General features: G+C 56.8%; 25 protein-coding genes. 10 read left to right on the top strand and 15 right to left on the bottom strand.

The features are described 5' to 3' along the window. Nucleotides 1-4 precede the first annotated feature (4 nt). Nucleotides 5-982 (bottom strand): ABC transporter permease, encoded by a 978-nt coding sequence (locus HGP16_RS32870; protein ID WP_168844119.1) that lies wholly within the window; start codon nucleotides 980-982, stop codon nucleotides 5-7. 6 nt (nucleotides 983-988) lie between these two features. Next, the gene (locus tag HGP16_RS32865; RefSeq protein WP_168844118.1) at nucleotides 989-2,581 is read right to left on the bottom strand and encodes an ABC transporter substrate-binding protein; all 1,593 of its coding nucleotides are present in this window, start codon (nucleotides 2,579-2,581) and stop codon (nucleotides 989-991) included. 132 nt (nucleotides 2,582-2,713) lie between these two features. Here HGP16_RS32865 and HGP16_RS32860 point away from each other — a divergent pair, with 132 nt between their 5' ends. Further along, nucleotides 2,714-2,965, top strand: coding sequence for a helix-turn-helix transcriptional regulator (locus tag HGP16_RS32860; protein ID WP_246705652.1), 252 nt, complete (start codon nucleotides 2,714-2,716; stop codon nucleotides 2,963-2,965). Nucleotides 2,966-3,028: 63 nt separating this feature from the next. On the opposite strand, the gene HGP16_RS32855 is transcribed toward HGP16_RS32860, so the two are convergent. Next, on the bottom strand, nucleotides 3,029-3,607 hold the full coding sequence (locus tag HGP16_RS32855; RefSeq protein WP_168844117.1) for a hypothetical protein: 579 nt from the start codon (nucleotides 3,605-3,607) through the stop codon (nucleotides 3,029-3,031). Nucleotides 3,608-3,709: 102 nt separating this feature from the next. Here HGP16_RS32855 and HGP16_RS32850 point away from each other — a divergent pair, with 102 nt between their 5' ends. Continuing rightward, nucleotides 3,710-3,979, top strand: a complete 270-nt coding sequence (locus HGP16_RS32850) for a multiprotein-bridging factor 1 family protein (RefSeq protein WP_168844116.1) — start codon at nucleotides 3,710-3,712, stop codon at nucleotides 3,977-3,979. A gap of 335 nt (nucleotides 3,980-4,314) precedes the next feature. Here HGP16_RS32850 and HGP16_RS32845 read toward each other — a convergent pair whose 3' ends face one another. Next, entirely contained in the window at nucleotides 4,315-4,815 is a 501-nt protein-coding gene (locus HGP16_RS32845) for a hypothetical protein (protein ID WP_168844115.1), read from the bottom strand. Between the two features lie 714 nt (nucleotides 4,816-5,529). Continuing rightward, entirely contained in the window at nucleotides 5,530-6,468 is a 939-nt protein-coding gene (locus tag HGP16_RS32840; protein WP_168844114.1) for a LysR family transcriptional regulator, read from the bottom strand. Nucleotides 6,469-6,745: 277 nt separating this feature from the next. On the opposite strand from HGP16_RS32840, the gene HGP16_RS32835 reads away from it, so the two are divergent. The 7 genes from HGP16_RS32835 to HGP16_RS32805 all read left to right on the top strand — a co-directional run bounded on the left by HGP16_RS32835 (nucleotide 6,746) and on the right by HGP16_RS32805 (nucleotide 16,422). Next, entirely contained in the window at nucleotides 6,746-7,480 is a 735-nt protein-coding gene (locus HGP16_RS32835) for an ABC transporter ATP-binding protein (RefSeq protein ID WP_246703343.1), read from the top strand. Then, nucleotides 7,470-8,282: an ABC transporter permease gene (locus HGP16_RS32830; protein WP_168844112.1), complete on the top strand. Its 813-nt coding sequence runs from the start codon at nucleotides 7,470-7,472 to the stop codon at nucleotides 8,280-8,282. Before HGP16_RS32835 ends, HGP16_RS32830 begins: the two co-directional genes overlap by 11 nt. Nucleotides 8,283-8,312: 30 nt before the next feature. Further along, the gene (locus tag HGP16_RS32825; RefSeq protein WP_168844111.1) at nucleotides 8,313-9,287 is read left to right on the top strand and encodes an ABC transporter substrate-binding protein; all 975 of its coding nucleotides are present in this window, start codon (nucleotides 8,313-8,315) and stop codon (nucleotides 9,285-9,287) included. A gap of 64 nt (nucleotides 9,288-9,351) precedes the next feature. After that, a complete protein-coding gene (locus HGP16_RS32820; RefSeq protein ID WP_246703342.1) occupies nucleotides 9,352-10,143 on the top strand; it encodes a nucleoside phosphorylase in 792 nt (263 codons plus the stop codon). A gap of 5 nt (nucleotides 10,144-10,148) precedes the next feature. Next, nucleotides 10,149-11,147 (top strand): nucleoside hydrolase, encoded by a 999-nt coding sequence (locus tag HGP16_RS32815; protein ID WP_168844133.1) that lies wholly within the window; start codon nucleotides 10,149-10,151, stop codon nucleotides 11,145-11,147. A 14-nt stretch (nucleotides 11,148-11,161) separates the two neighbouring features. Further along, nucleotides 11,162-11,767, top strand: coding sequence for a nucleoside deaminase (locus HGP16_RS32810; RefSeq protein ID WP_168844110.1), 606 nt, complete (start codon nucleotides 11,162-11,164; stop codon nucleotides 11,765-11,767). Between the two features lie 176 nt (nucleotides 11,768-11,943). Then, nucleotides 11,944-16,422: a molybdopterin cofactor-binding domain-containing protein gene (locus tag HGP16_RS32805; protein WP_168844109.1), complete on the top strand. Its 4,479-nt coding sequence runs from the start codon at nucleotides 11,944-11,946 to the stop codon at nucleotides 16,420-16,422. Nucleotides 16,423-16,712: 290 nt separating this feature from the next. Here the strand turns inward: HGP16_RS32805 and HGP16_RS32800 are convergent, their stop codons facing one another. Together HGP16_RS32800 and HGP16_RS32795 are read right to left on the bottom strand one after the other, a co-directional pair. After that, entirely contained in the window at nucleotides 16,713-16,916 is a 204-nt protein-coding gene (locus HGP16_RS32800) for a cold-shock protein (protein ID WP_168844108.1), read from the bottom strand. A 133-nt stretch (nucleotides 16,917-17,049) separates the two neighbouring features. After that, on the bottom strand, nucleotides 17,050-17,268 hold the full coding sequence (locus tag HGP16_RS32795) for a hypothetical protein (RefSeq protein WP_168844107.1): 219 nt from the start codon (nucleotides 17,266-17,268) through the stop codon (nucleotides 17,050-17,052). Between the two features lie 212 nt (nucleotides 17,269-17,480). On the opposite strand from HGP16_RS32795, the gene HGP16_RS32790 reads away from it, so the two are divergent. Next, a complete protein-coding gene (locus HGP16_RS32790) occupies nucleotides 17,481-18,005 on the top strand; it encodes a hypothetical protein (protein ID WP_246705651.1) in 525 nt (174 codons plus the stop codon). Nucleotides 18,006-18,179: 174 nt separating this feature from the next. Here the strand turns inward: HGP16_RS32790 and HGP16_RS32785 are convergent, their stop codons facing one another. From HGP16_RS32785 to HGP16_RS32750, 8 genes are all read right to left on the bottom strand, one after another. Continuing rightward, entirely contained in the window at nucleotides 18,180-18,686 is a 507-nt protein-coding gene (locus HGP16_RS32785) for a GNAT family N-acetyltransferase (protein ID WP_168844106.1), read from the bottom strand. Between the two features lie 126 nt (nucleotides 18,687-18,812). Further along, a complete protein-coding gene (locus HGP16_RS32780) occupies nucleotides 18,813-20,222 on the bottom strand; it encodes a hypothetical protein (RefSeq protein ID WP_246705650.1) in 1,410 nt (469 codons plus the stop codon). Nucleotides 20,223-20,295: 73 nt separating this feature from the next. Further along, nucleotides 20,296-21,336: a class I SAM-dependent methyltransferase gene (locus HGP16_RS32775; protein WP_168844130.1), complete on the bottom strand. Its 1,041-nt coding sequence runs from the start codon at nucleotides 21,334-21,336 to the stop codon at nucleotides 20,296-20,298. A gap of 240 nt (nucleotides 21,337-21,576) precedes the next feature. Further along, complete coding sequence (locus tag HGP16_RS32770; protein ID WP_312867361.1) at nucleotides 21,577-22,236, bottom strand: LuxR family transcriptional regulator; 660 nt, start codon at nucleotides 22,234-22,236, stop codon at nucleotides 21,577-21,579. Nucleotides 22,237-22,445: 209 nt separating this feature from the next. Beyond that, nucleotides 22,446-23,078, bottom strand: a complete 633-nt coding sequence (locus HGP16_RS32765) for a TraH family protein (RefSeq protein WP_168844104.1) — start codon at nucleotides 23,076-23,078, stop codon at nucleotides 22,446-22,448. 14 nt (nucleotides 23,079-23,092) lie between these two features. Continuing rightward, complete coding sequence (locus HGP16_RS32760) at nucleotides 23,093-24,268, bottom strand: conjugal transfer protein TraB (protein ID WP_409526881.1); 1,176 nt, start codon at nucleotides 24,266-24,268, stop codon at nucleotides 23,093-23,095. A gap of 4 nt (nucleotides 24,269-24,272) precedes the next feature. Continuing rightward, nucleotides 24,273-24,803, bottom strand: coding sequence for a conjugative transfer signal peptidase TraF (traF, locus tag HGP16_RS32755; RefSeq protein ID WP_168844129.1), 531 nt, complete (start codon nucleotides 24,801-24,803; stop codon nucleotides 24,273-24,275). A gap of 8 nt (nucleotides 24,804-24,811) precedes the next feature. Beyond that, nucleotides 24,812-26,834: BID domain-containing protein (locus tag HGP16_RS32750; protein ID WP_168844102.1), on the bottom strand; the 2,023-nt coding region annotated here is incomplete at its 5' end.

Raw genomic sequence — 26,834 nt, 5'->3', positions numbered from 1 at the left:
ACCTTTATGAGGCCAAGCGCACGCGCGGATCGAGCACGACGTGGAAGAGGTCGACAAAGGCATTCAGCGCAACGAAGGCGACGGAGATGAAGGTCAGCGTTGCCATCACCACCGGGCGGTCGAGGAGCTGGATGGAGTCGATCAGGAGTTTTCCGACACCAGGCCATGAGAAAATTGATTCAACGACCACCGCAAATGCGAGCATGCCGCCGAATTGCAGGCCGATGATCGTCATGATCGGAACACTGATGTTCGGAAGGGTATGGCGGAGCAGGATCCTTTGCGAGGAAAGTCCTTTGGCACGGCAAAACCGCGTGAAATCCTGGCTTTCGACCTCGATGGTGCCCGACCGCGAAAGCCGTGCGATCAACGCGATGTTGGGTATCGCGAGCGCAAGCGCGGGAAGGATCATATGCCACAGGCCGTCTGTGGTCAGAACACTCCATTCCTGCCCGATGAGGCTTGCCGTGGCACCCCTTCCGCCGGATGGAAACCAGCCGGTCAGAATGGCACCGCAAAGGATCAGCATCATGCTCAGCCAGAAGGACGGAATGCTCAATGCAAACACGCTTGACCTGAGGGCTGTCCGGTCGAACAGCCTGCCCCTCCTCCGGCCGGCCAGGAGTCCCACTCCCGTGCCGGCCGGAGCCGCGATGAGCATCGCGAGACATGCGAGCTCCAGCGTCGCGGGCAGCTTATTCATCACCAGCGCAAGGGCCGGTTGATGATAAATATAAGAGGTTCCGAAGTTTCCATGGACGACGTTGCTGAGGAAAAGACCGTATTGGCGCCAGATCGGCTGATCTAGCCCCAGTGCGATCGTGGCGTGCTGGATATCCTGTGGCGTTGCGGTTTCGATGTTGACGATGTTGAAGACCGGATTTCCGATGCTGTGAATGCCGATAAAGCCGATCAATGACATGGCGAGGAGGAGAAGAACGGCTTGACTGAGCCGTGCCAATGCAAATGAAATCATGGCCATGATCGCTTACTCCGTCGCGGGAAGTGTCTGCATCGCGGTGGTCCAGCCGCGGGGGTGCATTACATAAGAGGCAACCCGGGGGCCGTAACCAACGATGTGATGAAAGTGATAGAGGGGTATGATCGGCTGGTCCGCCATCACGAAATCTGTTGCGTCGGCAAGTGCCTTGTTCCGCTCCGGGCCATTTTGAACGCTTTCTGCCTTTGCGAGCATCTCGTCAAAAGCGTGGTTTCGATAGTGCCCGAAATTCAAGGCTCCGGTTCCACGGTCGGGAATTGGCGAGGCTAGCAGGGCATCGAGAATGATGTCGACCGCCTCGCCGGAGGTGCCGCCGTACCAGACGGCATAGTCGCCCGCTGCGCGCTTTGTATTGAAAACGGAGAACGGGAAGGCGGCGGGTTGGACGGCTACGCCAATGCGGGCCCAGCTTTGCGCGATCGCCTGGAGGCTCTCGCCGTCGCCAGGGTAGCGGCCGGTAGGTCCCGCAAGCACAAGGTTGAAGCCGTCCGGAAAGCCAGCCTTTGCGAGAAGTGCTTTCGCTTCATCATAATGCGGACCCTCGGGCTTCAGATTGGCCGAAGTGCCTGGCAGGCCGCTTGGAAAAACCTGAGCCGCAGCGGTGCCGTAGCCGGCGAGGATTTTCTCGACGAGAATTCCGCGATCCGTTGCCATCGCAAGCGCACGTCGCACCAAGACATCTTTGAAGGGATTAGGTATCGGTTCGCCCGCTTTGTTTGTCACGCCGGGAAGCGTCTCTCTTTCCACGTCGAACTGGAGGAAATTGATCCGCGCCGCACTGATGCTGGCGATCCTGGCGCCGCGCTGCTTCAGGGACGCCACGTCTCGGGCCGGAATGGCATCGGCAACATCGACGTCCCCGGTGGTCAATGCCGCCACACGAGCCGCGGGACTTTCGATCACCCGGAACGCAACCTCTTTCCACGCCGGCTTTGCGCCCCAATAATCCTCGTTCCTCGTGAGCTTCAGCATCTCGCCGGAACTCCAGCTCTCGAACCTGTAAGGACCAGTCCCAATGGGAGGCCGACCGGCGTTGAGCTCGTCTGTCGTCTGGAACCCCTGCCCCGGCCGGTGCATCACGAAGATCGAGGAGAACGACAGTGGCAGATTGGGGATATTGCCGCTCGTATCGATGACGACGGTGAGAGGATCAGGCGCCGAGACCGCTTTGATCCCCGTCAGATAGGAGCGAAATCCACCGCTTGGCGATTTCACAAAATCCCGTATGCGCTCGATTGTATAGACGACGTCGTCCGCGGTGAAAGGCGAGCCATCGTGAAAGCGGACATTTCCTCTGAGCTTGAATTCCCATTGCGTGTCGGACGTCGCGCGCCAGGAGACGGCAAGGCTAGGCTTCAGGTCAAGGTGCTCGTCCTGATAAACGAGCCGCTCATAGATGTGGGAGAGCAGCGAGGTATTTTCGTTGAGATTTGCATAATGCGGATCGAGCGTCATCAACTTGTACGACGTTGCGATCCGTAGCTCCTGCGCTTGTGCAGACCCCGGCAGAACGGGCCAGCATGTAAGTGAGATCAGCGACATCGATAGCAAAAGCAGACGAAATAGATTCCCAAGTTTCATTAAGCAGTTCCCTTTTTTGAGTTTTTGGCGCCGCGGCGTCGCCACGCCGGAACGGATTCCGCTGCGAATTACTCGCTGGAGCGACAGCCTCGACGACAAGGCCGCCTATGTTTTGTAGAGTATACTCTGTAGATGAATACGCTACAAAGCGTAATCACTACGGGTATGAAAACCCGAGAAATTGTCGCGCGAAATCTGCGGAAGGCGCGAAATAGCCGCAAACTATCTCAAGAGCAGCTGGGTTTCCTAGCGGATGTCCACCGCACCTATGTCGGCATGATCGAGCGTGAAAAGTACAACCCTACCGTTGAGATGCTGGAAAAGCTCGCGACCGCGCTCGAACTTGAAGTGACGGACTTCTTCAAGATCGATGGGGACAAATAATCGAGCGCCGTCGCTCCATCAGACGGCAGGCCGAATGGACGACGTCTTGCTTGGATGCCCATGCTAACCATCTTGAAATTCCCTCCGGGTTTCGGAGGCGGAAATCTGATAAGGTCTGTTTCCACGACGGGACATCTCCGCGTCAATTCTCAATAGGTCGGCCATGACAGATCGGATTTGCGGCCAGGGATATTCATCACTGGTAGCGGATGGCTGCCATTTGTTGACCACGGCATGGAGTTTGGCGATAGCGCCAGCGACCGAAGACGCCGGCGTGTCCCATAAGGTCGGGGCGACTCCATTTTCCACGTCTAGCGCACGCCCCTCCTCCTCTAAGGCCTCGCTATATCCAATCTCCTTGTCGGCAGCTTCCCAGGCTTCGGGTGCGTCCAGCGGTGAGCCAACCATCGAAAAGAGTTGGGTTTCGAGCCGCTGCTGTCGCACGCACGATTCGATCAGCTGTTGCCGTGCGACGCACCATTCACGCCAGATTCGGAACGCGGGATCGTCATCGCAGTCGTCCGGCGATGTGCTTATCGAGTCGGAAAGCTCCGGATATGTGGGTAAAGACGCCGCTACGAAGGAATGGAAGTCTCCCCGGGTGACCGGAGGCAAAGTTCTGCTATTGTCGGAATCAGCCATGATCCGAGCTCCCATAAGCTTGGTTGTGGTCAGGCTGCGTTCGGTGTTCCAGCACCGGATGCAGCTGCAAGTAATCACACGTACGTATCACACGAGATCAAGTTGATCAATTCGAAATCACATGACACCAACAAAATCACCGGCGCACAAGTGCGTGCCGCACGCGCTTTGATTCGGTGGAGCGCTAAAGATCTTGCAAAAGCAGCAGGGATTGGTGTCGCGACAGTGAGCCGCGCCGAAGTCGAAGATGGTGTACCGTCCATCACAAATGCAAATTTGAAGGCGATGCAATCAGCTCTGGAGGCTGCCGGCGTTGAATTCATTCCGGAAAATGGTGGTGGCGCCGGCGTGCGACTCAAAAAGCCGGAATAGCGAGCAGTGGCCGTCCTACAATGGAACAAGGCCGCAGGGCCGGCTATCTTGGGCTGGAACGAAAGCAGAGCTTCTAAAGGCTGCAACCGTTTCTCATCAAACCATTGCTGATTTCGGATGTGGGGGGCGGGTATGTCCATACGCGCCCAAGCGACTGGCATTCATTAGCATAGACCTTGCGACCGGCAATCCGGGAAGCTTCGAAGAATGACCCCTTGATTCTGAATCTGGTCGAGCCGCTGCTGGGTATACGGATTAAGCCCGCCCGCTGGCGCCGCACCAGGATTGGACCGCGTAACCGAGAGCGTCTTGGGACCGGTTTCGCTGTGGGTACCTTAGGTAATCTTCACGATAATCGGGGTGGGTGGAGGCGATGGCTTTATCTTTGCAAAGGCTAGGCTGATTGTGTCGTCGTTGCTCAAGCTGCCACCAAAGCTCGGTGAATCCGTCGCAATCTTCAGCGCGAGAGTGGGTGCAGCACTCCCATCCACAGTCACCTTAAACTCGTTTGCATAAGAAAGTGAATCCGGCTCTGCGTACGAGTCTATGTTTTTGATCATCCTGTCGCGCCATTTTGCGATTCCGAGATTCCCCGTAAGCGGGTGACCTCCCCGTGAAGTAACAGCAATCGGCTTGTTGCACTCCCCTTCGAGCTTCGTAAGGTTCCTCATCTCGCTGCTGTAGGCGATGGTCGTATCCCGGTGGCCAGTCTGCTCGAGGTCGGCGGATACTCGGACGTTCCATGTATGGTTCGTGTGGGGATATTTGTGATCGTATTGATGCCTGCGTCGACATCGCCATCGGACTTCAAAGTCAGGGATGTCGAGACCGCCCATTTGTCGGGCTTGAACCAACCGGGCAAATCACCGGGATTCTGATTGAACGCGCTCCACATTTCGCAATCGACGTGCCGAATGACATCGGCAACCGGCAATCTCGCCTGGGGAGTGTGGGAGCCTTGCGGATCCACCGAGCGGAAGTAGAGATGCGACAGCGATTAGAATTCCCGATGCATACTTCCCCATGATGAACGCTCGCTATCCAGGTTGCGTGATATAGCTTTGCCGTCGCCGTCTCCACAATAGAAACGAACCTTATCTTGCTTAGTTCAAACATCTGCAATTCAGATATATATTTGCCGAAATATCCAGACTAGAATGTATCTAGCATATAGTCCCCACAACTCTTCTATGTTTGCAACGGTATTTCAACAGATAAAGTAGGTTATAGAAATATTTATTCCGCCCGGCGGCGTAGCGGACTTAGCCGGACGTGGCGTCGAGATCTGGCAGGTCAAGTTCAAATTTCGCCATCGGGCGTTCGACCAGCCCGGCACTTCGAGATAGAAGCACAACTCCGCGGAATTCTCGGCGCCGACAGCAAGCTCCATTTCAAGAAGTCGAATGCGTCTTTGAGACCACGTTTAGCAGGTCTCTGGCAATTTTCGTCCTACGTTCGCTCCTTCGCACTAGATGCTGACAAGCGTGACACAATGGGCATAAACGGCTGGTCGGCTGCTCTTCTTTTTGGCTGGTCGCTCTGCGAAGACCTCATGTTTGCAACGCACTTAAATTCTGACGATTGGCACGTGTGTACTCACCCAATTCACCTTTCACGATCTCGATAAATTCCATCATGTAAACGGGTTGCACTCTGCCACGCGGTACGAGGAGCGAAATCCGCGCCGGCTCCATGATGCCAGGCGCAAGCGGTATCCACGCAAGCTTACCTTCCGAGACCTCTTTCTCCACGCCGAGCAACGAGAGGAAAGCGATACCCAGGCCGGAACGAACGAGAGCTTTAAGAATGCCGGGACGTTCGGCGCGCGCAACAATGCGGCCAGGAGTCTGTTCTCCCTCGAAAATCTGCTTCAGACCGCTATGTCGAAGCCAGTCGTCACCCGGTGCAATGAGCGCCCACTCGGCGATATCGGCCCGCGTTACAACGTCCTTTCGCGACAAGGGATGGTCTGGAGCTGTGACAATGCCGATCGGATCGGTTACCGAATGCGCTCTTTCAGCACGGACATGATCGCTGACATCATAAGCAAGCACGAGATCCGCTTCTTTTGCCAGAAGCTCGTTTGTAATGCGTTGGTTGTCCCCTGACATCAGGGTATAGTTCACATGCGGAAAAGTCGCCTGCAGCCGCATCATTGCGTTCGGCAATAGGTCCTCCGTGAAGGTTTCGGCTGCAGCGATGCGGATCGTTCCGCGCACGCCACCACTAAGGCTGCCAATCTCTTGCTTAACCAGCACCGCCTCTCTGCTCCAGCGACGAATATAGCTCAGAAGAACACCGCCCGCAGCCGTCGGCCGAATTCCACGCGGCAGCCGTTCGAACAGTTCAGCACCGATCTCCTGTTCGAGTTGAAGAAGCTGCCGGTTCATGGCTGACGATGCGACGTTCAAGCTTTCAGCCGCTTTTCGGATCGAGCCATGCCGGATCGCGGCATCGAAATGAATGAGCGAGGTTTTCAGAAGTGCCATACCAACCTCCTAGTGAGCGAATTATTCGAGCAGCTAGCGCCAATAAATCTGCTGGTGCAAGACCGATTAGCGGTCATATCATCGATATTGCTGAAGAGAAGGCCGACAAAGCGCATTCAGCGATGCCGGAGAAAGAGCGGTTGATCGCTCAAGGGCAATCGGACCATAGGGGATCGCAATGCTGATCAAACCGATGAGGGAGGTCGTTCCCTCAATTGAACAGGCGGTACCGGACGCGCCACCGGCTCACGCTGCGATTGAGATCAGAGACGTTTCAATGTCTTTTCCAGGAAAACGAGCAGCCGTCGACGCACTGGTCGACGTCAACTTGTCGATCCCCGAGAACCGCTTCGTATCGATCATCGGCCGCAGCGGCTGCGGCAAGTCGACCTTGCTTCGGATTATCAGCAATCTCCTTCCGCCGACAAAAGGCGAGGTGCGTGTTCACGGCCTTTCCTCGGTGGAATACCAGCGTCGCAAGAAATTCGGTTTTGTGTTCCAGGACGCCAGCCTTTTCGCCTGGAAGACGGTGTTTCAGAATGTCGAGCTTCCTCTGGCGATCCTTGGTGCCGGTTCTCCGGCTGAGCGGAAAGAGAAAGTTCTCGATCTTCTCAATCTCGTTCATCTGGACGCCTTTGCCGATCACTATCCGGCCCAGCTTTCCGGCGGCATGCGACAGCGCGTCTCGATCGCGCGGGCTCTATCCTATGAACCGGACATTCTTTTGATGGACGAGCCCTTTGGGGCGCTCGACGATTTTACGCGGCGCGAGATGCATGACGAATTGATCCGCATCTGGAACGCACGCGGCCTGACTGTGGTTTTCGTCACTCATTCGCTCAGTGAGGCGCTGTATCTCTCGGATCAGATCATCGTCATGGCGCCGCGTCCCGGTCGGGTAAAATCGATCGTTCCCGTTCTCACCCCACGTGTGAGCAATCCAGCGCTCCGCGCCAGTCCCGATTATGTGCGCCAGATTCAGGAACTGGAGGCATTGATCCATGAGGAATGATCTCGCCGTGCCATCCGCACAGGTCACCATCGCCCGCTTCGTTTCCCGCCTCGTCGATCTGGCGCCGGCCATCGGCCTGTTTGTTGTGATCGGGATCATCTGGGAAGCCGCGGTGAAGACCTTCTCTGTTCCGAGCTATCTGCTTCCCGCCCCAAGCGCCATCGGCGTTAAAATCTGGGAAGCGCATGACATGCTTGCACAAAACCTTGCTTGGACGATGGCGGCCGCAGTTCTCGGCTTTATCATCGGCACGGCTTTCGCCGTCTCGCTGGCCGTGCTCTTCCTTTATTCGAGAGCGGCCGAACGGGCATTGTTCCCGTGGGCGATCACCTTGAAGGCGATACCCATCCTTGCCATCGCTCCGCTTCTGACCATCTGGCTCGGCTTCGGTCTGTCGCCCAAAGTGGCGATCGCGGCGATTGCCTGCTTTTTCCCGACCCTGGTCAACACAGTAAAGGGACTACGCACTGTCGATCGGCAGAGCCTGGAGTTTCTTTCGGTCATTGGCGCGACCAAGGCGCAAACCTTTCGTCATGCTCGGTTTTACGCTGCCCTGCCTTATATCTTTGCCGCAGCCAAAGTGAGTTCCAGCACGGCTGTCATCGGTGCCATCGTGGCGGAATTTACCGGCGCCAATTTCGGGATCGGGACGGTCATCGTCACAGCCGGCTACCAGCAGGACGCCGCAATGCTCTTTGCGGCGATCGCAGCATCATCCGTCGCAACCATCCTGATGTTCTATCTCGTGATCATCATCGAAAAAATCGGTCTGTTCTGGCCCGAAGCCAGCATGGACGCGTGAACCATTTCCAACCTGTTCGGAGACTTTGCAATGAAATTACGTGCAAGAGCCCTTTCCGCTGCCCTGACGCTGACTGCCATCGTTGCTCTTTCGGCGCCGGTTTTTGCGGCTGACAAGGTCTCGCTTCGATTGCCATGGCTCCTCAATGTGCAGTCTGCCGGCTATGTGATGGCGCGCGAAAAAGGCTTCTACGCTGACGCCGGGCTGGACGTCGATATCATGCCAGGTGGCCCCAACCTGAATTCGACGGCTCTGGTGGCCTCAGGCGCAAATACGTTCGGAACCAACGATGTCGGGCAGATCCTGTTGGGGGACGCTAACGGCATGGATCTCGTCATGGTTGCAGCATGCTTCCAGCGCCATCCGGCCGGCGTGGTCTCGATGGAGAAAAGCGGCATCAAGAAACCCGCCGACCTGATCGGCAAGACGCTCGCCTATACGGAAGGCGGTCCATGGACATTGACCAAAGCGATGCTCGCCAAGGCGGGCGTGTCACTCGATAAGGTTAAGCTCGTAGTGTCGCCGAGCGACCAGCTCTTGGTCAACGGCTCCGTCGACGCCAGGACCGACTTCGTCATCAACGAAGCGGTGGCTCTCGACCTGCAGGGACACAAGACATCGTCACTGCTGCCCTCAGATTTTGGGATCAGCACCTATGCCGAGGTGATCTTTGCGGCCCGCAAGACCGTCGACAGCAATCCGGATTTGGTCAAGCGCTTCGTCGCGGCGACTCAGAAGGGGTATGACTATGCCTACGCGCACAAGGACGAGGCCGTGAAGACCATCGTCGGCCTCAACAATCAGCTCGATCCAGTGCAACAAACCAAGCAGATCGAACTGCAGGAGAGCTTTGTCTACACCGATTTCTCACGCGCCAAGGGTGCATGCGCCTTCGACGGCGCAGTGATCGGAGAGACCGAGAAAACGCTTCGGGAATTTGGCGATCTGAAAACCGATGTCGACGCCTCGAAGACATACTCGATCGAATTCATACCCGCGAAATAGTACTGCACCTGAGGACGAAACCATGACGATCCAACACACGCCCATTCATCCCGGCGGCTTGCAGATGCATCTGAAGATCAAGCCAGGCGATGTTTCTCGCTATGTCCTGACTCCCGGCGACCCCGGCCGCGTGCCCGTCGTTGGAAGTTCGTGGGATTCCTACGAGGAAGTGGCTTATTTTCGTGAGTACCGCACGGCGCGTGGCAAGCTCGATGGGGTCGACATCACGGCCTGCTCCCATGGTGTCGGCGGCCCTTCGACGGATATCGCCGTTGTGGAACTCTCGAATTGCGGTGCCGACACTTTTATCCGGGTCGGTTCCTGCGCAGCTCTTCAGCCAGAGATCGAACCGGGCGATCTAGTAATCTCGACCGGCGCTCTGCGCCTTTCAGGCACCGTAGACGCCTATATCGACAAGTCCTATCCGGCGGTCGCTGATCATGAAGTGTTAATGGCGCTTATCCAGGCGGCCGAAGATATGGGCGAACGCTACCATGTAGGCCTCGCTGCCAGCGTCGACAGTTTTTATGCTGGCGAAGTCAATCCCATGCCGGGCGGCTTCCGGCAGTCGAGGATGGATCATGTCATCGATGACCTGTCGAAGGCAAAGGTGGCCAATTTCGAGATGGAAGCCGCGACCATATTTACGCTGGCGCAATTGTTCGGGTTTCGCGGCGGGATGATTTGCTCCGTTGGCGCGAATCGAATCACACGCAAGCGCGAAGATTCTTCTGATTCGATCAAGCGATGCTGTGCTGTCGCGAGCCGCGCGGTAGTCATTCTCGCCGGCTGGGACGCAAAAAAAGCCGAAACGGGCAAAAAGCACTTCTTTCCGACGCTCCTGACGAAAGCATGACGACGATGTGGAGCGCGGAAAACCCTATCCGAAACAGGCCACTGAAGGTCATCTTCGACACGGATCCCGGCGTTGATGATGCGGCGGCGCTTCTGTTTCTCCATGCCTATCCATGGGTGACGTTGGTTGGCATTACCACCGTTTTCGGCAATGCCGACATCGACACCGTAACGCGTAACGCGCTTTATCTGAAGAAGCGCTTCGCCATTTCCGCGCCGGTCGTGCGCGGCGCCGGCGCCTCGCTTGCAGGCGAGATCAGTTTGCCTCCGGCTCATATCCATGGCCAGAATGGGATTGGAGACATTCTTCTGGACCAATCCGGCCTCCCGGACCTGGATCAGCGCGCGGCGCACAGATTCATCATCGACACAGTGCGGGCTAATCCGGGTGAAGTTACGCTTTTGGCGGTCGGACGGATGACGAACCTTGCTCTTGCCCTGCGGGAGGCGCCCGACATCGCCTCCCTCGTCAGGAGCGTCGTCGTCATGGGTGGAGCCTTTTCGCTTTCGGGGCACAATGGCAACGTGACGCCGGTAGCCGAGGCAAACATGATCGGAGATCCCCTAGCAGCTGACGAGGTGTTCACAGCCGCCTGGCCAGTCACCGCAATCGGCCTCGATGTCACGCGGCAGGTTGTCATGGGACCAGCGGAACTTGATCGTCTAGCTGCCCACGGTGGCGAGATAGGGCGCTTCATCGTAGAGACATCCAGAGGATACCGCTCATTTCACGCTCAGTTCGGAATCGACGGATACTACGTTCACGATGCGACCGCAGCCGTCTATGTGGCCGATCCGTCGCTATTCCAGGTGCGCTCAGGTCCAATCCGCGTGGCAACGGAAGGGGTCGCGATCGGACAGACGATTCAGCGCGATTGGGAAACGCCCTATCCGCCTGGTGAATGGGACCTGGCTCCCGACCAGAATGTCGCTATCGGCGTGGACGCCAGTCGCGTGCTCGGCATGTTGCTTGGGACCCATATCCCAGCCCTTCTGGCATCCTGAGGGCAGTGCGGGAGATGGATGTCACAGGAAACGACAATCAGCTTTTGAACGCCCTTTTGACCACGTTGGAACACCACATCCTGCCGATGACGCGGCAGGGCGTGGCGCAGGGTAACAAGATCTTCGGCGCTGCCTTGCTGAAAAAGAGCGACCTCTCCGTCGTTCTGGCAGAGACGAATAACGAGACGGAAAATCCGCTCTGGCATGGCGAGGTTCATGCTCTCAAACGGTTTTTCGAGCAGCCGGAAGTGGGAAGGCCCTTGGCCAAGGATCTGATCTTCCTGTCCACGCACGAGCCTTGCCCAATGTGTCTTTCGGCAATCACCTGGGCGGGATTTGACAACTTCTATTCGTTCTTCACCCACGAAGATTCTCGCGACGCTTTTGCCATTCCGCATGACCTCAAGATTCTGAAGGAGGTCTTTGGTCTCGATCCTGGAAGATACCGACGCAAGAACGCGTTTTGGCAGAGCCGGTTCGTTCGCGACATGATTGCTGTTTCAGACAAAGCGGTTCGTTCGCATTTTGAAGACCGCGCCGCGGCAATAGCAGAAGAATACGCTTGCCTGTCGACGCTTTACCAGCAGGACAAGCATCAAAACACCATACCGCTGAACTGATGGCCGCAGGCGTTTTTTCAGCAGCGGGGCAGATTGGCTCGCCAACCTGCACGTTGGTCGCCGAACAACAGACGGAGCATACGCCATACGGCCTAGGATGCAAAGTCGTGATCCGAATGGCCTTCAATTATCCCAATTAGCCAAGAGGTAGGAAAATGCCGGACTCGAATTCCACGTTGCAATTCTATCTGAACGGCGGCCTGGTCACGATTGATGATCCATCCCCTTCGGTGCTGCTCGTCGACTACCTGCGCTCGCCTGAGGTGCGGTTGACCGGGGCTAAAAAGCCCTGCGGGCAAGGCGGCTGTGGCGGCTGCACGGTCATTCTGTCCGATTGGCCGAACGGTGGCGATGTCAGACACCGCGCCATCAATTCCTGCCTGCGCAGGCTGTGTTCACTAAATGGAATGGCGATCACAACGATAGAGGGAACAGGTGGATTGCCCACGGAGGTTGCTGTTTATCCCGCGCATCATCCCACAGCCTCCCGCTTTGCACCGCCGTTCGATGCTCCCTTGCCTCTCAACCTCCTTGGAAACGCGAACACAGGGCGCGCTGACGTTTCACCGGATGGATCGAACGTCAATCCTGTCGCCTATTCGCTGGCGACGAACAACGGCAGTCAATGCGGCTATTGCAGTGTCGGCTTCGTGATGAACATGTCCGAATTCATCACCAACAAGCCGCAGGCTACGAAAAAGGAGATCGAGGGGATCTTTGACGGAAATCTCTGTCGTTGCACGGGATACCGGCCCATCCTTACGGCTATGAAAACATGGGCAAGCGATTGGGATGCCTATGACAAAACTAATCTCATGGAATGTCTCCAGGACAGTACGCCGGTCAATGTCCCTACAACGGTAACCCTTCCGGTCCCGGGAACACCTCTGGCGGGGCCACCTCTTTGGATGGACGGAATTGCGATCGAATGGTTCGCACCTTTGAACATGGCGGATGTCGAGACCATCGTCCTTGCTCTGAAGAACCAGGGAAAGAAATTTAGGCTCATCCACGGCGGCACATCGTATGGCATTTACAAGAGCGAGTTCACCGAAGTTGAAGCTTTTATAGATTTATCCGCTGTAGCAGCGTTGAACGGCGCCATCTCCGGCGATTCTTCTTCCCTAAGCGTACCTGCCGGAGCGACATACAGCCAACTCATCGAGTTTATTGAAGCCATCTATGGTGCTCTGGGAAATGCCGATGCGAGCCTTGCAGATCCTATTTGTTATATGCTGAAACGAACCGCCGGTCGGATCGTCCGCAATGTGGCCACGATAGGCGGCAATGTAATGCTTTACCTGCATCACATTGCGAACGGAACCGGCGACCCCTTTCCATCTGATTTGGTAACCGCTCTCTACTTAGATGGCGACTCGACAATTGATGCATATGTTTATTCAGGTGGGGATATCGAACGGAGCACTTACAATCTCCGCTTTCTGTTCGATGCTGTGCGGGATGGGAAGATACAGCCCGGGAACATTATTATCGCCGGGATAAACTTCGCACTGAATAATCAGCGCCAAAATTTCTTTCAGATTGCTCAGAAGACCGCGCTGCGGGAAGTGAATTCCCACTCGATCGTTAATTCAAGTTTTGCCTTCACTTGGGACGGGTCTAATAACGTCTCGGTGAATGCCAACTTCGGTGGGGTAAGTGGCGCTATATGGGGCCCACCCAGTGACGTGTTCAACTCTTTCACCGGGTCGGGTGCTAGTTTAAGCGGACTTTCCGCCGCTTGTACCGCTTTGTACGAAGCTGCCAACTCCGCCCTTCAACAGTTGGCCCAAGGTAGAATGCAAATGGTCACCGATGAAGGTTTCACGATCGAATATAAAGCTCAATTGATCACAGGCATGTTCTTCAAGGCGGGCGTCGCTTTACTAACGAGAATGGGCGTAGCGGTTCCGGATCCAATACAATCGGCAGGTGCCGTCAAGTGGGGCAGCTGGCCCGTCAGCGACGGGCACCAAGATTACGCCGCGCAGGACTACAAAGCCCCGGTGGGTCAGCCTTACATCAAAGCGACGGCCCTGGAACAATGTTCAGGCCGAACTCACTACACGCATGAACTGGCATATCCCCAGGGCACTTTGCACGCTGCTTTCGTGCAAAGCCGGAGCGCTTTGGCACAGTTCACTTTTCAATGGGCAAATTCAACGGTTACCGTCAGTGAACTGAGCAATCATTTGGCGGCGACCTACCCAACATTCCAACGCCTGATAACATCCCTCGATGTTCCCGTTCAGTTAGCCAATTTTCAAGGCATGGGCGGCGACCAGCCATTGTTTGCTGTCGACAAAGTTCTGTATTCCGGCCAAGCAATCGCGCTGATTCTTGCCGACACCGAACAGGACGCAAACCTGATCGCGGACTTCGTCTCGGCCAACTGTCTGGCTTATACGCCGATCGTCTGGGATGGAACGTGGGACCCAAGCTGGCAAAACCCCATTCTGACCCTCGAGGACGCAATTCAAAAGGGGAGCATCTTCCCCGACACACCCCAGGCGGTCCCCTATCTCTGCCATATCTGGCAAATCAGGCGGCTCCGGAGCCGCATGGACTGGGCGGGGCTCCCGGCTGCTCCGTCCGATTTTGATGCCGCCCCCACGACCGACACGAAAACCATTGATGGAGCGAGCTGCCTTCACGTCGTCAATAATCAGAAAACCGGTGGCCAAGCTCATTTTTATATGGAAACGCAGGCCTGCCTTGCCGTTCCGGCGGATGAAGGCCGTATCGTCGTCAACTCTTCCACCCAAAGCCCAATGGAGATGCACCAGACAGTCTCGTCGGCTCTCGGGAAACAATACAATAAGGTGAAAATCCAGACCCGGTTGCTGGGCGGGGCGTTCGGAGGCAAGACTGAGCAGGCTCGCTTCACCACGGGACCGACTGCGGTAGCCGCAGCGGTCGTGGATGCGCCGGTTCGGCTTGCGATGCCTCGCGACGAAGACACAGCCATGATCGGCAAGCGGCACGCACTTTATGGTGTTGGGGAAATCGCTGTGGACGACGGATTGGGTTTGGCGAAAGACAAGGGTGTCATAAAGGGAATGCAATTAACGATGTGGGCCGATGGCGGCGCATTTTACGACTGTTCCTTTATCGTCACGAACTGCATCCAAACCCGCATCGACAATGCGTATATGATCGACAACTTCCTCAGTCAGATCGACGTGTGCAGAACGAACACCTCTCCCAATACCGCGATGCGCGCTTTTGGCGATATCCAAGCCACCAACATCGTGGAAAATCTAATCGACGATGCCGCCGCGGCCTTGAAAATGCGCCCGGAGGATTTGCGCGAAAAGAATTTCTATCAGCGTGGCGACGTGACGCCCTACGGCCAGACCCTGACGGCATGCTATATGATGGAGGTCTGGCGGTATCTGAAGCAAAAAGCCAACTTCGATGACCAGCTTGCGAAAGTTCAAGCCTTCAATGCGCAAAACAAATGGCGCAAACGCGGCATCGCGCTAATCCCGGTCAAATATGGATCCGGATACAATTTCGAGCAACTGAAGCAGTCTTCAGCTATTGTCGTCGTTAACCAGGCGGACGGTTCGGTTGTCGTTCACCAGGGCGGCGTCGACATGGGGCAAGGACTACTCACGCAGATAAGGCAGGTTGCGGCCTATGTGCTGAATATTCCGCAGACACTCGTGCATGTGGAGTCGCCTCAGACGGACACGACCCCCAATACGAGCAGCAGCGGTGCGTCGACTGGCACACCGTATAGCGCCGAGGCCGTCAAACGGACATGCGAGCAACTTAGGCAGCAGCTGCATGAATTTGGATATCGGCTGCTCAAGGATAATGGGAACAATTGGTGTAAGGATAACGGCGTCGATTTCTGGAACTATGGACCGGACGGTTGGAATACTCTGGTGGCAACTGGACAGGGGAACAAATTGATCTGGCAGAACCTCGTCAATTTGGCATATGTGAACCGACTGCCACTAACGTCAACCTTCAATGCCAACATTGAGCATGGTGAGTTCGACATGCCAGTTCTGCGGTTCAAGCAGCCGGGCGAACAGCATGATATCCCTGGAATTACAAGAGCCCCCGAAGTTTCCACCGTTACCGACGTGCAAAACCAATTCGTCGGCTTTACCTATTCTGCCGCCTGTTCCGTGGTCGAGGTTGATATCCTCACGGGCGAGACAACGATCCTGCGTTCCGACCTTGTCTATGACGTTGGCTGGAGCCTCAATCCCGCGCTGGATGTCGGGCAGGTGGAGGGCGCTTTCGTTCAGGGGATCGGCTTTCTTTTAACCGAAAATCTCGTAACCCAACAAGATGACGCTGGCCCGAATGAAAAAGGGCATCTGAACACCACCAACACCTGGCGGTATAAAATACCCGCCCATGTCACGGTGCCGCTCGAGTTCAACGTATCTCTTTTCCCGCGAAACGATCCATCCGTGGTGGACATCCCTCCAGACGACCAGGGCGTTTTTTCCGCCAAGGAGGTAGGAGAGCCTCCCCTGGTATTGGCAAATTCGGTGTTCTTCGCGATCAAAGATGCAATCAGGACATCGCGGTTGGAACGGAATCATAGCGCACTCTTTAATCTGCGCGCACCGGCCACAGTGCAGGAGGTCCGAAACGCCTGCGAAGTCGTGTGGAGCGAACTGGCAAGCTAACAGCACCCCGGCCGGCGGAACATTTGTGCCGTTGGCCACATGCGGCAACGCAATGCTGGCCTTCGTCGGCTGGATCAACCAGCCCACGTGACGAGCCATCGCCACGAGGTAGTGTCCGACGACACTTTGATTGGGGGCGCAGCGCCGTCGGACACTGCATGAGCCGGATCGGGGGTGGCATCCAATCTGGCAGAAGACACTCTGCCATCTACCGGAGGTTTAGTTAAGCCGCCCGAATGGATGGGCTCAACGGCTGGCTCGCATTTTGAGCCTCGGCAACGGCCGCAGACCTAGACGACACGGACGTTTTCCGCCTTCGGATTTTTGGTTCTGCGATCCTGGCCGAGATCAGAGGAGACTTTGGTGTCCTTCGCGAGGGAACCACCACCTCGCAGCTCAGAGACATGGACGAAGACATCCTTTCCGCCATCATCTGGGGCGATGAAGCCGAAGCCCTTTTCATCGTTGAAGAATTTGATGGTGCCTTCAGGCATGGTCGTTCCTTTCGATCACATTCATGACAGCTATGATGATGCGACGCGACGAACTCACATTGTCGGCAATCTGGGTCTATAATCTGGCTTACAAACGCTTGTTGCGCCAACCTGAAATCACGTCGCCGAGCCATCAATGCGTCCGTCTTGGCGGAACCTGCATAGCGCTGCCATTGATTACGGTGTCCATATAGTCATCTGCGAGTTCCAGTAGGGCTTCTGCTATGACTTCAGGTTCGCATCCGTCATGGAGAAGCTCATCCACTGCTGTGCCGATCTCTTGTCGGAGTTGCTCGCGACACTGCCGCTTCGACCGTTCGGCAAAACCAATCAACAATCCTTTGTCTGGCATGAAGCAGCTCCTCCTCCGCGATGACGGATGTTCGCAGTAACCGAGAAGATATGGCGGAAGCGCCCACGAACAACCGCTTCAGTTGAATTTTTCAGAAGCAGCACCGGTTCGATCATTCAGAAAGATTAATCAATCTGCAAAATCAACTATGCAATTCAAAATCCGAGATCTGTTATTGCAATGCACGATGGATTAGAAGATGTCCGTTGAGGATGCCGGCCTATTCGACTAAGCATCTCGAACCGATGGAGTATGTGTTTATGACAAGTTTTATTGAGAAATGGTCCGCAAAAAAGGCTGAGAAGCCCAAGGCTGGGACGCGCAATGCACTCGAAGCCTTTCGGTTGAGAGTTGCCCAGCAGAAGGACTATCTCGAAGAGTATGAGCGCGACACCGCTGGCTTCAAGAAATGGCGTTCGACCTGGTTTCAGCGGGTTCCGGGCGGGTTTGGTGTCAGCATTGGCCGTGACGCGATAAGCGCAGGGGACGGGCTGAGCTACGTCGTCGTCGATAGCGCGAAGGAAGTCGCCGAGTTTCTCGATGATCTCCTGCAGCACGCTGAGCATGATGTCGGATTCCAGAAAGCGCTCGAGAATAACCGCGCCCGTCGCGCAGCAGTGTTGAATGCAGCAAAGGCGCAGTCCAGCGCGACCAAGTCTATTACGGCAAAATCTCCCACCAAGGCGCCGCGCGCAAAGCCCGGCCCGAGAGCAGGCAAGTCCAAGACGAACAATTAAGCCAAAGCCTGAACCATCACCAACCCAAAACTCAGCCCGCTTCGCGCGGGCTTTGTCTTTTCGGCGCTTTGAACTATCGAACTAGTTCGTTCGCGCCGCTTTAGTTAGCGCCCCAGCGAGGTTGCAAAGCGGCTCTGTTGTGACAGCGTCCCCCGTCTGGACTGCGCCACGGTCTCATCCCACCAGTCGCCGCACCATGAGGATTTCCCCTATCTCCCTGTCGCCGTCCAACAGCCCGCCGGGAATTATCCCGACTTCGGAGAAACCTTCCCGAAGATAAAACCCTATTGCCTGTGGGTTTTCAGCGCTGACCGCCAGCTCCAGCTGCAAGATGTCCGTCTCCTTTGCAAAGTCGACGACTGCGCCAAGGAGATCTCCGGCAAGACCTGTTCGACGAAAACTCTCACGAAGATAAACCATGACAAGTGTGGCCCGATGGGCCATCTTTGCTGGACGTTGACGCAATAATCCCATCATGCCGATAGGCTCGTCCCCGCTGAACGCGATGAACACGGGATCGTTCAGCCGTCGGCGCCACTCGTCGTCGGACAAAACAGCCCAATCCTCAAATCGGCTGGCAAAGGACGACGGCTCGGTGCGAAGAGCCTCCAGGCGAATGCGTCGGAATATGTCAATCTCATCAGAGGAAATTTGCCTGATCCATACTCCATCTGCACTCATAGCAGCCTCCAACAAAACGCTTTTAGGTCGCGGCGAACGCGTTGAACTCAATCCGCGCTTGCCATATGTCGGCAGGCTATCGTCTCCGAACTGCCTCGTCAGTAAGCACACCGAGACCCGCGGGGATTAGGCCCACCGCAACTCGGGGGAAGCAGAGTGAATTGCTCGAGCTCTGACATGTGCGGACAAGTCTGCCCAAATGGGATCGCCGCTAAAGCTTTCGAGATTACCGGATGCCTTGTTTAACGAGCAACATCCATATCGGGCGGCCAAGTCCGACATATTGCCACTTCGCTCGAATTCCAAAAAGGGATAACCCTCATCGGGCCGCAAAACGCGATGTCCCCATACGCCGGGCCGCACGTCGGCGGACAGCACATCGAAAAGATGGTGATCGTCTGAGCGTTCGAGCGCACTGGCAATAAGGTAGCGCATGAGCGGATAATAGACCACCTGACGGCAGCCGCCGAGAACACGAATACCCGGCAGGATCGATATGACCAGAAACGCAATGAGGAGATTTGGCACCAATTGGCGTTGACGCAGTGAGGCTGCGAGGGTCTGGGGATCGAACCTCACATTGAAAGCCGGCGAAGACCGACTTGTAAGAACGCCATTGTTTAGCCGCAGGGGAAATATCCGACCTTCCGCCAAACCCCAGAAAAAATCAGTGGTTTGCCGAATCCATCCCGCCCACGGCCCGGCATTGAGCTGGTCCAACGTCTGTAACAATCGTTCCGCAAACAGGCCATCGCCAGTGAGGCGGGTTGAAAGCCACGACGCCGCGTCCTCGAAATGTTCCGCGACGAGATCGGCAACATCGATGTCATCAAATTGCAGCAGCCGAATGGAGGGCGGAAACGCCCTTTGCCACAGGAACTGATTTGCAGCTTTGATCGCCTCGGCGGCCGAAGGAAACTCCGCGTCGGGTAGAATAGCCTTGAGCCGGGCCGCCGCGGCATTGGCGGGTCCACCACCCTTTTGATCCGACAGAAGAAATCGATAAGGCCCGTTGAAGCCGCAGATACTATAAGGATCCATTTGGCTTCGAGAAAGGCCAAAGACGTTTACCGAATCTCCGTCCAACCGAAGCCATCCAGGGCCCTTTTTTGCACTTTCCACGAATTTCACGGTCGAGGCGCTGTAGCAGACATGCCACCGGCACGCATATGCGCTCAGACCGAGGATGCTGAACAGATGCGTGTAGAAAGCATCCGGCTCGATCAGCAAATGGCAATGAGGTCCAGTTTGGATAACCGGTGAAGCGGCTATTTGTCGGCTCGCATTTTCCGCACTTTCCCGATCGGCGCCTGACCTCAACGCCGTGCGCTTAACGAGCTTCTTAAACCGGGCCATCGCCTCATCGCGATGCGAACATCCGCCGCGGGCACTTTCGATATGATAAACGGCCCTTGCATAGTCTTTGAGTGGGAGCGCCCAGAAGGGCTCGAGGCCGGGCATAAGATAAGACAAGGTCTCTCTGACCTGCGCAGCGGTGCTAATACCGCAATCCGCACTCGACTGCTCCCCGCCCATTTGTCGGCACTCCTATTCCGCCAGCCCTGATTTTTACTGGTTGCGTCTGCATTGGAGTTGGTCCCAAGATGCGTCAAAAAGGGGACCGCGCGGATCGCCAAGTCCATCCTAGCGGAATGGGATCGTTCCGTTCGTTCACGAGAACGCGTGGCACAACTTCATGACAAAAGTCTGCCGGCATGGCCGGCTTCACCATTGATGTCACAAAGTTTCCTAGTGATTTTAGAGAATTAGACGACACAATCGTATAGAAATTTCCGCTGTTCCAAGTGATCACAGAATAACGGAAATACGACCGGAGAGCCGTTACCGAGGCTTCCAGATCGACCTGGAGATCTAGCATCGTATCCAGGACATCGCGCTTCTTGGCGACAATTTGGGTGTTGGAAAAAAATCGGGGCTTGAACAACTCATCCTTTTGACGCTCCCGTTCCAGGTAAACTTCGATGTTGCGATGGCTGAGCTTTTGGACTTGCACCAGCAGGCCGCCGGGCCGGATTCGAGGCGTGACGAAAGCAAGCTGCTTTTCCCTATCACCACTGTACATCTGGAACGTCGTGTCCTCGAACAGGACGTCGTAACCGTTGCGGAAAGGTCGAAGATTGTCATCGGTGCCATAACGTTCATCGTCCAGCTCGAAGAATGGCCCATGGTGGAAATGAGCGTCTTCGCTGCCCCTTTGAGCAAAAAAACAGTCACGATTGCCGCCCGTTGGGCTGCAGCAGAGGGTCTTCAGTCGCCCGTCGCCCAGTTTTGCCAGCGCTCTTGCAAGCGTGCCGGCGCCTGCCCCTAAGGTATAGATGGTCGCGGCATGCCCGCTGCGCGCCCATGATTGCAGACCAAACAACAGGATCGCCGCGGCGAGACGGCATTCCTCCTCCAGCCGATAGGGAATGCTTGCGAAATAATGGCTATCGAAATGCCCCCACAAACGCCGATGTGTATCCCAGAACGTCATGCAATCGAGATCGAAGGATAGAAGATCCATTTCAGGTTCTGGTCTGCCAAGATCGGGTGCACCTTCAAGCCCGCTGGCAGTTCGCTCAAAGAAAGTTGCGAACGAATTGAGCCGCGGAGCATTCCGCCAGGATTCCATGGTCTGTTGATCCACCATCGCGCGTTCCTCGACATTTAACCAAAGGATTAGTGCGGCTCTGATCCAATGTTCTGGACGAGCATCGCGGTGCTGCTGATCGCCCTTTTGCAAGGCGTTCTTTGCGGCTATCCGTGAGAAGGTAGAGGTGATTGACGAGGCGCCTTGGTGCAATCTATCAATCTCGCTAGATTGACGCGCAACTTTGGGTTACAGAAGGGCGTGATTACATAGAACTAAAAGTGTCCATAGCAGCTGTTGTCAGGGCTGGATTATCTCAAGAAAACTCGCCCGTGCGATCGCCTGATAGATCGTCGCGGCATTGAGTTTGCGTTTGGCTAATCTCAGATAAAGGCGCACCACGCTTTCTGAAAGCCGCAAGGTCGAGGCGATGCGCTTCGGAACCATGCCGCTTGCAAGGAGCTGGAGGCACTCCTGCTCGCGTCTGGAAAGTTTTCGATAGCCGCCATTTTTCCGCAAGCCGGATAGGCAGAGCACTTTCTCGTGCAGGTAATAGGAAAGAATTTGGAAGTCGTGGCTGCTTGAATCGCTTAATTTTCGCCATTGAGACCTCGGCAGGTTCGACGTCGCAGAAAACAGGCTGCGCTCACCACGTGGACCTCTGACCGGAACCGTCATACCGTGCCGACCGACCCCAAATGCATTAGCCTCCCTGAAGAAGGCGCGAGTTCTCACAGACCTTCGATCCAGATCTGACCAATCGACGGGGAGAAAGCCGGTCTGGTTAAGGTCGATGACTGGGTCGATCTCGAAATAGTTCTTCCGAAGATAAAGAGACGTCCATTCTTGAGGATATGTCGTGCAATACAACGGATAGATGTTTGAGTGGTTTGAGGGGCGAATTAGCAGAAAGACCAGATGAGCAAAGTCGTAGCGGTCTCGTATATCACCCATGGCCACGTTCAAATCCGTCTTGTCGTCTACACTTTGCAAGGTCGCGAGAGACAATGACAATGGCGACTGTCGTCGGTCTCCCATGGAATTCCTTTCAAGAAGCGCGTCAGGATTGTAGTTGTCCGGGCATCTGAGGACGACCACACCGCCGCGTACGTGGGCGTTCGCAGTAGAGCGATGGCTGTTTTGCTCGTGACCGTCTATGGAAACGGCACTTATTTCGAGCCGCCAATTGCGGAGAGATCGACGCGCGTCCCTGCCCTGTAAGGATCGTTCCGGTTGGCAGAGCCCGACGTGTTCTGGCGCTCATCTTCCTGCCGTTGCTCGTATATGTCTTCATTTGTCTCGCCAGCCCGCGCCTCGTGCCTTGGTACGGCCACCTTCACGTCTGCGGGGTCTGGCGCCCGAAACACGGCCGTGCCCTCGAAATATCCCGTCTGCCAAGCGACGATGGCGTCATCGAACACCTGCGGCTGGACCTCCTCGTTGGTGGGGTTGCCGTACCACTTCATGACGATGCGATAGACCTTGGCGAACAAGCGAGTGCCCATTTTAAGATTGGCGCAAGCGTCGACGATGTCCGGCTTGAGTTCACCCGCCTCTATAATGCCGAGACCGGCCGGATATTGGGTAATCCCGACCCGTAATGTGTCGCGACCAATGTGCTGGCGGATTAGTTCCATGGCCTCGGCGAAGGTCGTCGGTTTCGGCACAAGAATGACGCGGTTTCCAGATCGGACCGTGACGGCAAGCGGATCCGGCGACCCTGCACGCTCGATGAACTGTTCCACGATCGCAGGCTTCAAGCCCGGATCGGCGCATTGCTTGATGAGGGCTGCATCTATCATCCAGTTTTCCTTTCTCAGGTATTGAAAGCAAAGACGACGGGCACATCGAAGAGCTTCGCCCAGGCATTAGTGCTCGCTTGCTGGATTGCGACGATCGATGTGCCCTTGGTCCACCAGCCGTTGCCGGTTGCCACGATGATGTCAGGACGCTGCAACATCGACTGCAGGACCGGCCAAAGGATGAGTTGTTCATAGCAAATTAGCGGAGCGATCCGAGCGCCGCCGATCTCGACGGCAGGACTTCCGAAAAGGTGGACACGAGCGCCACCGCCCTGCCTTGTCCAGGCAAGCCATGGCTGCCACATGGAGACCGGTACAGGCATGCGTTCCTGATAAAGAACCCTCGCTTCCTCGGTCGAAATCGCCACCAGCACATTGTCATAACCCACAGCGTTGACGACCGCTGCACCGGCAATGACGGTGATGTGGGGATCCCGGATTGCGTCTCGCCAGAGGCCCGCGACCGTTGGCGTCCAGAAGCCGAGCGCGCTTTCTGGAAGGACGACCACGTGGATTCCCTCGCCTGCCGCCTTGCGCGCCGTTGCAATCAGTTCACGATGACGCGCAAGCGATGCGTCGCGTCCGAGCTTTTGCCCATATTCGAGGTCGACGGCCTTCCATCCATCCAGTAGTTTCGGCTCCGTCCACGTAGCTACGGACCAAAGCCAGAACCCTCCCAGGATGATGGCCGCAGCCGGCCAAACTCGCGTGGTCATTATGAGAAGGCCAGCTGCAGTCGCGGCGAGGCCCCACCACCCCCATCCCGGAAACAAGACGCCGGCGGCCGTCAACGGATGCGCCCAGCCGGTGATGCCGAAAGGCGGCAGTCCTGTCAGGACGGCCGCTACCAGATAGCGCACCGGCGGTCCTCCTCCCCGTCCATATCCACGCTGGTTTGCCCAGGCGACCGCATGCACCGCGACAAAAGAGAGACAGGCGCCAATCCAAAGTAGGAGCCCGGGCCAAAGCTCGGAGGAGTAGAAATTCGTGACACCTTGCGGCAGACCACGTGAGGCAGCGAGGAAATAGCCTGCCGATACTAGCGCAGCCACAAGGCGCGACGACGACATAGCCCAGAGCGCCGGAAAGAGCATTGCCACCGGAAGCGCCAGCAAGCTGCCGCTCCAGCCTGTCCAGCCGCACGCGACTGCAGCCATGACGAGCCATACGGATTGCCGGCGGCCAGGGATACGATCAAGGATCGTAGGTAAAGATCGGGCGGGCAAGACCGAGCAGGCCCGCACCGGGGATTGGTCCGAAATATCGTGAGTCATAGGAGCTCGCAAAGGAAGAGTGGAGAAAGAGGGTTCCGGGCGGCACGACCCCACCCAAATAGGACGTGATTGCCCTGCCCTCGCCGTCTGTCTTCAAGACAACGGATCGGGCAAGCAAATGGCCATCGATGACGACGCTTTCGCCGATCTCAACACGTTGGCCAGGAAGTGCTGCGACCGTCTTGATGAGTGGCGCAAAGCCACCGGCGCAGAGACCGTGACGAAGATACCCGCGCTGTCGGGCTTTCTCGAACAGGGGATTCACCGGTGGGCAGATGAAGACGAGATCGCCAACTTCAATCAGACGATCAGGCCGCTCGATGCGCCAAAGCCCGAGCGGCTCACTCGGCGTCAAGTTCAGCCTGTAATCGCCGATCCATCCGGCGACAACGACTCCGGACATGATCGTCAACGCGGCACCGAGTAACGGAATCACGCCGCTCTGCGTCACGGGTTTCTTCATTTGAGCGAGAGCCCCTGGTTCTTCGTCTGGCGAAGCGTCTCCGCCTGTTTCAACGTTTCCGTCATTCGTTCATGGGCGGCGAGCTGCTGGCCTGTCCGCATCACCGGCCAGGCTTGCTTTAGCTCTTCGCGCTGCTTTGACTGGAGACCGTCGGCGAGCTTCTCGAAGAGCGGACCGGCCGGCTCGCGGGCTTTGTTGGTGAGCAGCGTGCGGTCGCCGAACCGCTCGGCCACGGCTTTGTTGAAGTCGTCGATTTCGAGTTTGATCTCGCGGTTGCCCAGCGCGTATGCCAGCGCCGCAGGAAGATCGTTGCGATCGATCGCGTCGCGTGCGCGCTCCAGCACCGTGCGGACGGCCGGCGAGAGTGCGGGAATGTCGATCGACATACGCTGGCGCAGCGCCTGCTCATCCGCCGCCAGCCGCTTTGCCGCGTGTTCGCGCATCTGGAGATAGCGTTCGAGGTCGCGTGCCAGCGCCAGCACATTGACCTCGGCCACGCGGCGTGCCGCGCGATCCGCCTTGCTGGCGAGAATGCCGGTCTTGCCATTGAGTGGCCCGATCGACGCCGGCTCGGTGGCAAGCCTGTGCAGCGTCTCGCAAGCAGCCTGCCGGTCGGTAAGAGCGGCGTCGAAGTTCATCGCTCGGAATGCCGTCTCCGGATCGGAGAAGACGTAACGGAAGCGGATGGAGACCTCTTCCCACTGCTTCTTCAGCGACGGATCGGTGTCGAGCTTCCGTGCGACCGTGTCCGCAACGGAATTCCCGAACCGGGTCATGCCGGCAACCATGGGCTTTGACTCCTTGGCTGATGGTGTTGTCGGGGATTGTCGCAAGCCGAGATGCTCGGCGAGCACACGCAAACGGTCGGTGAGATCGGCGAGCCTGTTCTTTTGACGTAGCGTCCAGTCGAGCCGGTCACGCAGCAGCGTTCGCGCGACCGTGACAATGTGCAGGCCGCGGTTTTCGGCAAAACGGAGCGCCTGTCGATAGAGCGTCCCGCGCTCGTAATCGAGCGTGGTCTCCTTGGCGTTCTTCCGCGAGAGGATCTTCGTCAAGCCGCCGTTCAAGTGAAACGACCGCTGCCCGAAATAGAGCTGGACATCCTCGCGATGGCGGGTCATGGCGACATATGTCAGGTGCCGGTCGAGTGAGAGCGTGGCAAGCACTTTCACCCGATCGACGGTAGCACCTTGGCTCTTATGGATCGTGGTGGCATAGCCATGATCGAGATTGCTGTAGAACCGCTGCTCGACCGTCACCAGCCGCCGCAGATCGCCCTCGCCGACCATGGCGATGATCCGGTTCGGCGCGGCCTCGACGACATGAGCGATCATGCCGTTCTTGACGCCGAGCGAGCCCTCGTTCTTCAGAAAGACGATCTGGTCGCCGGCGTCGAAGCGGCGCGTGCCATCCGCGGTTTGGAAAGCATGTCCTTCTCCGACAATGCCACGCTCGACCAGCTTTGCACGGACCAGTCCATTGAGCATGTGCACGTCGCGGCGCAGATGCGCCAAGATCAGCATGGACTTGTTCGGATCGTAGTCGTGGTTCCACGATGCGACCAGACTCTCGACGGCTTGCGCCTTCAACGTTTCACCGATGACATGACCACGGCGGCGATAGGCAAGAAGCGCCTCATCGATATTGCCGCGCGCCAGATCGAGCGAGGCATGCCGCATCCAGTCCTCGCGCTGGCGATAGATCGTCTCGAGTTCGGCATAGCCGATGCGATCGACAATGGCGCGGAACGCAGCACCCGCCTCGATCGGCTGCAGTTGCTCGGGATCACCGACCAAGACGATCTTCGCGCCAGCCCTGACCGCTGCATCGACGAAGCCCGCCATCTGCTTCGACGCGACCATACCGGCCTCATCCATGACGAACACCGTCTTTGCATCCAGCATGTCGCGCTGCTGTTTCCAGCGCAGTTCCCAAGAGGCGAGCGTGCGGCTCCGGATGCCGGCTTCTTTCTCGAGACCCTCGGCCGCCTTGCCGGCAAGGGCCGCGCCGACAACGCGA

The sequence above is a fragment of the Rhizobium sp. P40RR-XXII genome, from assembly GCF_012641405.1.
Taxonomy (GTDB): Bacteria; Pseudomonadota; Alphaproteobacteria; order Rhizobiales; family Rhizobiaceae; genus Rhizobium.
The sequence above is the reverse complement of the archived record's forward strand: the minus strand, read 5'-3'. Positions and strand labels throughout refer to the sequence as shown.

What these genes read in the sequence shown, in the direction of transcription:
- HGP16_RS32825 (WP_168844111.1), top strand. Translation starts at nt 8,313, where the DNA reads ATGAAATTACGTGCAAGAGCCCTTTCCGCTGCCCTGACGCTGACTGCC.
- HGP16_RS32855 (WP_168844117.1), bottom strand. Translation starts at nt 3,607, where the DNA reads ATGGCTGATTCCGACAATAGCAGAACTTTGCCTCCGGTCACCCGGGGA.
- HGP16_RS32815 (WP_168844133.1), top strand. Translation starts at nt 10,149, where the DNA reads ATGTGGAGCGCGGAAAACCCTATCCGAAACAGGCCACTGAAGGTCATC.
- HGP16_RS32790 (WP_246705651.1), top strand. Translation starts at nt 17,481, where the DNA reads ATGCCGGCCTATTCGACTAAGCATCTCGAACCGATGGAGTATGTGTTT.
- HGP16_RS32840 (WP_168844114.1), bottom strand. Translation starts at nt 6,468, where the DNA reads ATGGCACTTCTGAAAACCTCGCTCATTCATTTCGATGCCGCGATCCGG.
- HGP16_RS32810 (WP_168844110.1), top strand. Translation starts at nt 11,162, where the DNA reads ATGGATGTCACAGGAAACGACAATCAGCTTTTGAACGCCCTTTTGACC.
- HGP16_RS32820 (WP_246703342.1), top strand. Translation starts at nt 9,352, where the DNA reads ATGCATCTGAAGATCAAGCCAGGCGATGTTTCTCGCTATGTCCTGACT.
- HGP16_RS32830 (WP_168844112.1), top strand. Translation starts at nt 7,470, where the DNA reads ATGAGGAATGATCTCGCCGTGCCATCCGCACAGGTCACCATCGCCCGC.
- HGP16_RS32795 (WP_168844107.1), bottom strand. Translation starts at nt 17,268, where the DNA reads ATGCCAGACAAAGGATTGTTGATTGGTTTTGCCGAACGGTCGAAGCGG.
- HGP16_RS32865 (WP_168844118.1), bottom strand. Translation starts at nt 2,581, where the DNA reads ATGAAACTTGGGAATCTATTTCGTCTGCTTTTGCTATCGATGTCGCTG.
- HGP16_RS32775 (WP_168844130.1), bottom strand. Translation starts at nt 21,336, where the DNA reads ATGGTGGATCAACAGACCATGGAATCCTGGCGGAATGCTCCGCGGCTC.
- HGP16_RS32800 (WP_168844108.1), bottom strand. Translation starts at nt 16,916, where the DNA reads ATGCCTGAAGGCACCATCAAATTCTTCAACGATGAAAAGGGCTTCGGC.
- HGP16_RS32870 (WP_168844119.1), bottom strand. Translation starts at nt 982, where the DNA reads ATGGCCATGATTTCATTTGCATTGGCACGGCTCAGTCAAGCCGTTCTT.
- HGP16_RS32845 (WP_168844115.1), bottom strand. Translation starts at nt 4,815, where the DNA reads ATGGGCGGTCTCGACATCCCTGACTTTGAAGTCCGATGGCGATGTCGA.
- HGP16_RS32785 (WP_168844106.1), bottom strand. Translation starts at nt 18,686, where the DNA reads ATGAGTGCAGATGGAGTATGGATCAGGCAAATTTCCTCTGATGAGATT.
- HGP16_RS32780 (WP_246705650.1), bottom strand. Translation starts at nt 20,222, where the DNA reads ATGGGCGGGGAGCAGTCGAGTGCGGATTGCGGTATTAGCACCGCTGCG.
- HGP16_RS32835 (WP_246703343.1), top strand. Translation starts at nt 6,746, where the DNA reads ATGTCTTTTCCAGGAAAACGAGCAGCCGTCGACGCACTGGTCGACGTC.
- HGP16_RS32860 (WP_246705652.1), top strand. Translation starts at nt 2,714, where the DNA reads ATGAATACGCTACAAAGCGTAATCACTACGGGTATGAAAACCCGAGAA.
- HGP16_RS32765 (WP_168844104.1), bottom strand. Translation starts at nt 23,078, where the DNA reads ATGATAGATGCAGCCCTCATCAAGCAATGCGCCGATCCGGGCTTGAAG.